Genomic DNA, 7,268 nt, shown 5'->3' on the forward strand with positions numbered 1-7,268 from the left:
TGTTGCGCCCTTCGACGGGATCTGTCCCAGGATGTGATCATTGAACGCTTGAAAGGTCGTGGCCTTTCTGCACTCTGGTATGCGTTCTATTTCAGCGTGGTATCAGCCTTTCATTTGGGTTGGCGTGATCTCAACGTCGGCACATGGATCGCGCGCCTGCACCATCTGGCGCTGAAGGTGGCGTCCTCGGATGAGTTGAACGCTGTATTTTCAATAGTTAAAAACTGGCCGGGCATCGAGATAGAGTTTTCACCAGAATTTTCAGGTAAAGGCCCAAAAGAGCATTTCATAATCCTTGAACCGGGCGGAACGCGTCTAGAAGTGTCTTTTGATCCCAGATGAATGAAAAATCCTAGTGCTCTCTGTCGGTCATCCAGTGTCAGACTTCTCCACGCTCTCGCGGCGAAGCCCACATTGTCCTCCCAGGCCCGCTATAGCCAAGGGGCGGCACCGCACTCTTGTCATAGACAGCTCGGGCTTCCGGCTTCATGGCTCAAGCCATTCCATGAAGCGTGAGGACAAGAGGCGTCGCCACTCAGGCTGACGGAAACTGCATAATCTGGTTGATGCCGAAACTGCGGAGATTGTCGCTGATGAATTGACGGCGGCTGATATTCATGATGTCGAGGTAGCGCCTGACCTCGTCGATCGCGTGGTAGACCCAGTCGGCCGCCTCCACGGAGATGGCGCTTTCAGCAGCAGTTATCTGCGAGCCCATTTATCGCGGCGCTTTCAACCGCCGCCGTAGACCGAAGGGATACTCCCACCAGGTCAGTCGGAGCTGACGTCGAAGAAGGCGCTGGATCTTCTGACGTCCCGCGGCCGACATATAGAACTCATCAGCTGTAAAGGTTGGCGTGCCTGGCGACGGATCAACAAAGTTGGAAAGCGCGAGATGGTCGAGACAGCTTTCGCGTGGTTGAAGAGGAACTTCGGCTTCCGACTGCAGTCCCAATCGGAAGCGGCACTAAAGGCGGAAGCCGGGCGTATGGTCATGGCCCTCAATATCATGACCAGGCTTGGCATGCCTGGCGCTGTGAAACTCTAAAGCGAAGGAGATCGGGAAAGACGGTTGAAGTATTTCATGCAACAAACCCGGAGTCGAACAAAAGAAAGGAAGAAACGTTCTTGGTACCGTTCAGGTCTATCTGAAATTGAAATGATTGTGCCGTTGGCGATCTTTTGCGCTTGCGCCCTTCACATAGCAACTCGGTTGTGCGGAACGCTACTAAGCTGGACAGGTTGTACCCTCGGCGCCACTTAGAATCGCCACGCTTCGTATTCTTGACCAAGCACTGGAAATTCGGCGGCGATTGCCGGGGCAACGGTGTATGGCTTAGGCCGCAAAGACAACATCGACCCGGCCCGGTTTTTTGGTCCGTCGCGCGGGACCGACGACGATTTGTACGTCACGGCCAAGCTTCGTCAGACATTCGAGCATCTTCGCTTGGCTAATGCCCCGGAACCTGCCTCTGCTCATGTCGGAAACCTTGGCTTGCGACAACCCCATGACCTTTGCCGCTTCCTTCTGGGTCAGTTTCTTTTTTTGATGATCCCGCCAATTGTCACTGCGGGTTGCGCTTTGACCAACATTTCCTCGGCATCGGGCAAGCCAAGATCCGCATAGACGTTATCCGAGCTTTCTTCTATCTCAATCGTCTTTGCCCTCCTTTGACGAGTGTTTCCACATCCTTCAAATTTGCGTTTGCCGCCGCCTTAGCGGCCCGGCCCTCATACCGCTCGCGCCTTGTTTGGTGCTTCGGTTTTGCCGTTCGCACTGGCTAGGCCGCAATCAGTCTGTGCTGTCTTATCCACGTCTCTCTTTCCTTTCATCAACGAAACCCCTGGAAGGGAGGGGGGCGACGAAAAGGGGACGTGTGCCGCTGCCAAGGCCTGGTCACCGCGTGCGGCCGGAACGCATTAGACGACCGGCCCTGGCCGATTGAACAGGTGACTGAACTCGGCTAAGCGGAACCGTCGCCACCCGGACTACCGGGGATTTCCTATAAGCACCGTGGCCGGCGCGATCGCGCCGGGCTTCAATGAAGGCCGCAGGCCGCTCCGAGAGGGATAGTCACCCGAATGGGCCGAGACTTTAGGCTCGGTGGAGCTTGGCGAGGAACGAGCCTAGCGGAATAAAGCCCGGCCCCCTTGCGGGGCCGAGCACACTCACCTTCGTTCGGCCACGTCGGCGCGCTCTCTTCGGCCTGGCGGGGAGTTGGCCGCATCTGACGATGACGGACATGCTGGCTGGACAGGTTGTCTCGCCGTCATGCAGGTCGAAAAACCCTGGCGGCCAATCCTGCAGCAAACAGAACTGCGCCCAGGACCAAAAGCAGGAATCCGATCGGAAGGAAAAGGCTCTCCTGCAACACGCCGTCCGCGTCGAGGTAGCCATAGTAGATCTTCTCAAGCAACAGCGAGACCGTGCCGGCAACGAGAGCGACAATACCGACGATCCGGAATTTAGTCATATCTTGATTCTTACCGTTGTGTTGGTCGGTCATGTAGACTGATTTTAAGGCACCAGGAAGGCCGACCGCCTAACATGGGATCGAGCGAGCCTGGATTGATCCGTCACCCAAAGGCGGTATCAAATAGCGTTTTTGAGCGCCGCCCTTCGCTGCAAAAACTCTTTGCGGCGCCTCGCGAAGCCAAGCCCCGCTAGACCAAGCCCCAACAGAGCGAGCGTACCGGGCTCAGAAATAGCTACACTATGGGGATCGGAGATGGTTCCGGCCGTGGGCCTGACGATGTTGTTCCGCATTTCTCCTCCAACAAAACCCGGTGAGCAATCATCACAGACACCGATGTCAATCAGTGCGTTTCCGAAATTCGCGCTAAGACTCGGCAACTGAAACGTGAAGTCGAAGAATAGGGGGGCCGAGAATGGCGCTGAAGCCAGTCCGGTTACAGCAAATGCACCTCCTGGAAGGTTACCTGCGGAAGATGAGAAGGTCGCACCGGCTAGATTGGACGACAACACTGAACCACCGGAAAAGTCAAAGCGATTAAAAGCACCATCCCAGTCGAATAGAAATTCATTGAACCTGCCTCCGCTTGTGGAGGTCACGGTGCCGCTAATCTGGAGCCGATCGGTCGAGTCGTCGAAAACCGCGTTCACGTCTGTAATCGCTAGTGCCTGGGCGCTGCCCATAACACCCAGGGTCATTCCAGCAGCAACGAGTACGCTCGACGCCCACCTGGTCAGCGTGTTCGAATTAACCCTGCCAGCGGTTGCGGACAAAAACCTGGTTCGCATTCTATTTCTCTCTTTGTTGATTATTGAGTTATCCGTCACCCAAACGTGGAGGACATTCCGAAGTACTTTCGGCAGCCGCTGAGCCGTCCGCCGATCTGTTCGGCGGAGACGCTGCCGCGTTCGAAGAGGACTTCAGACAAAGCCTGGTAGCAGCGCTCTCTTTCCCTCTGCTCTTGCCGCCTTTCCCGCGTCTTCAGGGGCTGGTACCACCACCGGTCCGTCGCATAAATCAGACCGAAGACAACAAGCACTATCGCGAGCCAATGTTGCTTCATCATGGCTCAGCTCCTCGGCTTGCAATAGGAGGGCAGGGGGAAGGCCTTCGCGGCCTTCGTTTCCAGTTTTTTGTAGCGCCCTTTCGAATAGCGTTGGCAATCGCGGGCGAGCTCAGCCTTTACCAGCTCGGCGGCAATGTCCCTGCCTGCGAGATTGCAGACCGCCACGAAGCGGTCGTAGCTCTTCTCGCCGTTTAGGCTGCAAACAACCGATTTATGCAGAACGAGGTTCTGCATAAATTCCGCTGCGCGCTTTCCGGCCGGGGTGCCCAGTTCGGGCGCGTGAAGGCCGTTCAAGCGGATCGGCACCGAACTGACTTCGATGGTATCACCGTCTCGAACATGGGTGACAACACCGTGCAGCTCTTCGGCGTGGAGAGGTATGGCGCTCCAAAAAAGGAGAGACATGGATAGGAAGGTAACGACGGGGTTTTTCATAATTGCCTACTCTGGTATCAAAGTCGATATGCAAGCGCAAGCTTTAAAAGAAGTATATTTGTTCGCCTTCTGGTAATGGCAAACTGATGATTGTTTCTTTGCCGCTTTCGGCGGGAGATGGCGCGTTTTCGGATAACCTGTCGTCGGTCGCACAGGGGGCTGCCGTGCTTGTCCAGAAACTCGAAAGTCCCCGGCTAGGTGAAGGATTCGAACATCTCCATAGAGAGGGTGTTTCCACGCCAAACGCGCCCCGAAAGGCCGCGGCAGGCAAGCTGCAAAAAGCACATGCGGTAGGGGATCTCTGCGATGTCGATCGCTTCGATCCGAAGGCAGCTGGCCTGATCGTGGCACTTGCCCTCAATGACGCCGGCGATCGCCAGCACCATTGCACCCGCACCGCAGGCAGGCTCCTGCAGAGTAATGAAACCTTTCCGTTCAAGCTTCTGCTCAAGGTCGCCGCAATTGATCTCGGCGATCAAACGACAGACCTCGTAAGGCGTGAAGAATTGGCCGATTGCGCCTTCCTGCAAGCCCAACTCGCCGGCGACGTTCCCGAGAAAGTCGCTTCTCTGTCCGGCCTTGTCGAAGACCATAGCCAGCAGTTCGGGCATGCGGCGCACATCGTCTTTCTTCCGGTAGCTCCGTACGACCTGCATATATTGCTCTTCCAGGGCCTCAGCCCAGGTTGGCTCGGCGGTCTTCTTGTCGAGCGCGCAACTCGCCATGGTCAGAAAGTCCCGGAACTTGGTGTAACCGTCTTTGCCCGGATCGATCTCGCGCAGGATTTTGATGAAGGCTTTCACGCTCATTGGGCCAGCCCCAGAGCAACGGCTGTCAGGGCCAGTAGGCAGGGAATAACGATGACGATAAGAAATGCCTGAATGACTGCCTTTCCGAGCCCAGTCTTTTGATGTTCGCTGCGCATGGTGCTTTCCTCCTTTAATCCCGATAGGGAGGTGCGCGGCTGTCCCTGGTTTCCCCGCTGTGACGCCTGCTATGCAGGAGGATAGATAAACGAGCGCCGGCGGCGTTTGCCGCACCTGGCTACTCACGGACCCAGTACAGAACCAAAAAAAAAGAGGGAACCCGCATTCGGGGTCCCCTCCTCAAGGTGACTCAACCTAGTTGATAGGTAAGAGGATAAGCTAGATGAACCGTCTGATTCACACCACGTGAAAACGACCTAAGATCGTATTATTTTCCATCCTTCTCTTAACACGATAAAATTTTACTCCAATAGAACGAGTACTTTTCAGAGTTGCGCCAACCAAGGAGACACGCAGGAAATGCAAAATCGCCTCTTCCAAAACTGGGCCTATGCCACCCCGCCGATCGCATTACTGCTCATTGGTCTTTACCCATTCATTGGGACGGCAATTGCCCTGCCACTCTTTTTGTCTCTGCCGGTCTATATGTTCCATCAGTATGAGGAACATGATGACAATCGCTTTGCTGAGTTCCTAAACGGCATGTTGGGCGCGGACAAAAAGGGGCTCTCTCCCGCACATGTCTGGATCATCAACGTGATCTTCGTCTGGTTTTTCCTGCTGGCGGTTTTCCACATTGCGTCATTCATGCCGAGCTGGAGTGTGCTGGTGGCCTATCTGCTGGCGGTCAATGGGGTCTTACACGTAGCCTGGGCGGTCAAGTTCCGGAAATATAATCCGGGACTTTGGACTGGAATCCTGTTGTTCTTCCCACTTGCGACTTGGATTTTTGTAACGATCCCGGCCACACTTACGATTCATATCTTCTCGGCCATCCTCGTGATCGTTCTTCACGCGGCGATCCTGATCTTGGCAAGGAGGCCTGCTTAACTAACTGCTCTGACGCTGCAATCTGATCGGCGCAAGAGCAGGGGGCGCTGCGGCTGGCAGCGCCCCTTGGCAGTTATCCGATGACCTGGTCATCGTCGGTAGCCTTGGGCTGAAAGGCGATCAGCTCGGTAACACCAACGGGAAAGTCCAGTTTGATCGAGAGGAAGGACTCTCCGGTCTCTCTGCGGCTGTTCTCGAAGACCGCGCCGACGCGGCGGTAGGTGATTTCGCTCGATCCGTTCTTCTTGTACTCGACCGGGACCGTCAGGATGAAGTGGTTGCTCGACATTTTGCGTCTACGTGATTTGCGTTTTCGATGAAGCGACTCAGGCCCGGCGGAGAAGCGGCGGCGGCAAGCCTTTTGCGGAACCTGGTGCGGCTCGCAGCGCAGCGAGAACTCGGGGTGACAGCAAAAGGCTTGCGGGCGGCGCGCGCCGGACCAGCTTTCATCAATCGGAAACCGCAGGTCCCGGAGACGTTCTGTCCGGACCATCGGAATCCTGCCCCGGCCCGATTGAGTGGGACAATGCAGGAGGACAAAAGAGCGAGCGCCGGCGGCGCTCTCCGCTACAGGTCTGCTTCGTAGACCTTGCCGCAGTCGCCACAGACCAGCTGCAAGCCTGGGCGGCCCCAGACATTCAAAACCCGGCCTTCGTTGCATTCGTGGCTGTACTTAACCTTACTGCGCGGGGCAGGGGCGGCTTCCGCGCCGCCGCCGTCTTCACTCTCTCCTTCGTCGCTGCTATCAAGCAATACCGGCGCAGCAATGGAAAAGCGATCAGTCCAAGGGATGTCGAAAGCGTCGCCCAAGAGGGCTTGGGCGACCTTCAGAAACGCGCCGCCTGGAACCGGATAATCGTTCATCCGGTCACCAGTCCGCTTGCCGCCAGGTCGTCCGGTGCTGGACGGCATCAGACCGATGGACTCCATCTTGTCGGCCCATTCTTCGTTGTGATAGCGACCACGGCCCGGGTTACCGAAGTGGTATTGCCAGAGGTGGCACATTTCATGGACAAGTGTTTGCAGGACCTCGATGACGCGTTCCTTGCCAAAGAACTCCGGGTTCATGGCGATCTCGTCGGTCGCGGTGCCGTCCTCGGCCACGAAGCGCTGACGCGAGAAATAGCCCATGACCTTCTTCTGACGCTGCAAAGTAATCAGGCAGGGCGGTAGCTCTCCCGCAAATAGCTCCTCATTGAAGCTGTCGTAAGCCCGCTGCAATCGCCCGTACTGAGTCGGGGTTGGGGGCGCAGGTGATTCGGTAAGCGCCACATCGTTCTCCATATCTTGTATCGTACGATACATGGCAAAGATTCATTCGCAAAGAAGAGTGGTGGGAATCAGGAAAAGACGGCAGGGGAAGGGCGGCTCGTCTGCACCCTTCCCCTGCTGGTTCAAGCCTTGGGCGGCGAGGACTTACCGCCCTTGGCCTGAGGTTGTTTCACGGCCATCCCCTCGGGCAGCCACGCCGCGATC

Annotated in this window: 12 protein-coding genes; 4 read left to right on the plus strand and 8 right to left on the minus strand. The window is 56.4% G+C overall.

What is annotated here, in order from left to right; all coding sequences use genetic code 11:
* The first annotated feature begins 33 nt into the window (after positions 1-33).
* From QMZ18_RS35430 to QMZ18_RS35440, 3 genes are all read left to right on the plus strand, one after another.
* The gene (locus QMZ18_RS35430) at positions 34-342 is read left to right on the plus strand and encodes a hypothetical protein (RefSeq protein ID WP_282611174.1); all 309 of its coding nucleotides are present in this window, start codon (positions 34-36) and stop codon (positions 340-342) included.
* Between the two features lie 256 nt (positions 343-598).
* Positions 599-748, plus strand: a complete 150-nt coding sequence (locus QMZ18_RS37180; protein WP_367575973.1) for a hypothetical protein — start codon at positions 599-601, stop codon at positions 746-748.
* Between the two features lie 147 nt (positions 749-895).
* The gene (locus tag QMZ18_RS35440) at positions 896-1,048 is read left to right on the plus strand and encodes a hypothetical protein (RefSeq protein ID WP_282611176.1); all 153 of its coding nucleotides are present in this window, start codon (positions 896-898) and stop codon (positions 1,046-1,048) included.
* A gap of 288 nt (positions 1,049-1,336) precedes the next feature.
* Here the strand turns inward: QMZ18_RS35440 and QMZ18_RS35445 are convergent, their stop codons facing one another.
* The 6 genes from QMZ18_RS35445 to QMZ18_RS35470 all read right to left on the minus strand — a co-directional run bounded on the left by QMZ18_RS35445 (position 1,337) and on the right by QMZ18_RS35470 (position 4,784).
* Positions 1,337-1,510, minus strand: a complete 174-nt coding sequence (locus QMZ18_RS35445; protein WP_282611177.1) for an XRE family transcriptional regulator — start codon at positions 1,508-1,510, stop codon at positions 1,337-1,339.
* Positions 1,511-2,270: 760 nt separating this feature from the next.
* Positions 2,271-2,474, minus strand: a complete 204-nt coding sequence (locus QMZ18_RS35450; RefSeq protein WP_282611178.1) for a DUF3955 domain-containing protein — start codon at positions 2,472-2,474, stop codon at positions 2,271-2,273.
* A 119-nt stretch (positions 2,475-2,593) separates the two neighbouring features.
* On the minus strand, positions 2,594-3,262 hold the full coding sequence (locus QMZ18_RS35455) for a PEP-CTERM sorting domain-containing protein (RefSeq protein ID WP_282611179.1): 669 nt from the start codon (positions 3,260-3,262) through the stop codon (positions 2,594-2,596).
* Positions 3,263-3,297: 35 nt separating this feature from the next.
* The gene (locus QMZ18_RS35460; protein ID WP_282611180.1) at positions 3,298-3,540 is read right to left on the minus strand and encodes a hypothetical protein; all 243 of its coding nucleotides are present in this window, start codon (positions 3,538-3,540) and stop codon (positions 3,298-3,300) included.
* 3 nt (positions 3,541-3,543) lie between these two features.
* Positions 3,544-3,975: a thermonuclease family protein gene (locus QMZ18_RS35465; protein WP_282611181.1), complete on the minus strand. Its 432-nt coding sequence runs from the start codon at positions 3,973-3,975 to the stop codon at positions 3,544-3,546.
* Between the two features lie 194 nt (positions 3,976-4,169).
* Positions 4,170-4,784 (minus strand): N-6 DNA methylase, encoded by a 615-nt coding sequence (locus QMZ18_RS35470; RefSeq protein WP_282611182.1) that lies wholly within the window; start codon positions 4,782-4,784, stop codon positions 4,170-4,172.
* 477 nt (positions 4,785-5,261) lie between these two features.
* Here QMZ18_RS35470 and QMZ18_RS35475 point away from each other — a divergent pair, with 477 nt between their 5' ends.
* A complete protein-coding gene (locus QMZ18_RS35475; RefSeq protein WP_282611183.1) occupies positions 5,262-5,792 on the plus strand; it encodes an HXXEE domain-containing protein in 531 nt (176 codons plus the stop codon).
* 73 nt (positions 5,793-5,865) lie between these two features.
* Here the strand turns inward: QMZ18_RS35475 and QMZ18_RS35480 are convergent, their stop codons facing one another.
* Positions 5,866-6,285 (minus strand): hypothetical protein, encoded by a 420-nt coding sequence (locus tag QMZ18_RS35480; protein ID WP_282611184.1) that lies wholly within the window; start codon positions 6,283-6,285, stop codon positions 5,866-5,868.
* A gap of 74 nt (positions 6,286-6,359) precedes the next feature.
* Positions 6,360-7,064 (minus strand): SprT-like domain-containing protein, encoded by a 705-nt coding sequence (locus QMZ18_RS35485; RefSeq protein WP_282611185.1) that lies wholly within the window; start codon positions 7,062-7,064, stop codon positions 6,360-6,362.
* Between the last annotated feature and the right edge of the window lie 204 nt (positions 7,065-7,268).

This window comes from Pelagibius sp. Alg239-R121 (genome assembly GCF_947331435.1).
Taxonomy (GTDB): domain Bacteria; phylum Pseudomonadota; class Alphaproteobacteria; order Kiloniellales; family Kiloniellaceae; genus Denitrobaculum.

Bases quoted from the DNA above. Each gene is read 5' to 3' on its own strand.
- QMZ18_RS35440 (WP_282611176.1), top strand. From the start codon at position 896: ATGGTCGAGACAGCTTTCGCGTGGTTGAAGAGGAACTTCGGCTTCCGA.
- QMZ18_RS35455 (WP_282611179.1), bottom strand. From the start codon at position 3,262: ATGCGAACCAGGTTTTTGTCCGCAACCGCTGGCAGGGTTAATTCGAAC.
- QMZ18_RS35475 (WP_282611183.1), top strand. From the start codon at position 5,262: ATGCAAAATCGCCTCTTCCAAAACTGGGCCTATGCCACCCCGCCGATC.
- QMZ18_RS35480 (WP_282611184.1), bottom strand. From the start codon at position 6,285: ATGGTCCGGACAGAACGTCTCCGGGACCTGCGGTTTCCGATTGATGAA.
- QMZ18_RS35460 (WP_282611180.1), bottom strand. From the start codon at position 3,540: ATGATGAAGCAACATTGGCTCGCGATAGTGCTTGTTGTCTTCGGTCTG.
- QMZ18_RS35470 (WP_282611182.1), bottom strand. From the start codon at position 4,784: ATGAGCGTGAAAGCCTTCATCAAAATCCTGCGCGAGATCGATCCGGGC.
- QMZ18_RS35450 (WP_282611178.1), bottom strand. From the start codon at position 2,474: ATGACTAAATTCCGGATCGTCGGTATTGTCGCTCTCGTTGCCGGCACG.
- QMZ18_RS35445 (WP_282611177.1), bottom strand. From the start codon at position 1,510: ATGGGGTTGTCGCAAGCCAAGGTTTCCGACATGAGCAGAGGCAGGTTC.
- QMZ18_RS35465 (WP_282611181.1), bottom strand. From the start codon at position 3,975: ATGAAAAACCCCGTCGTTACCTTCCTATCCATGTCTCTCCTTTTTTGG.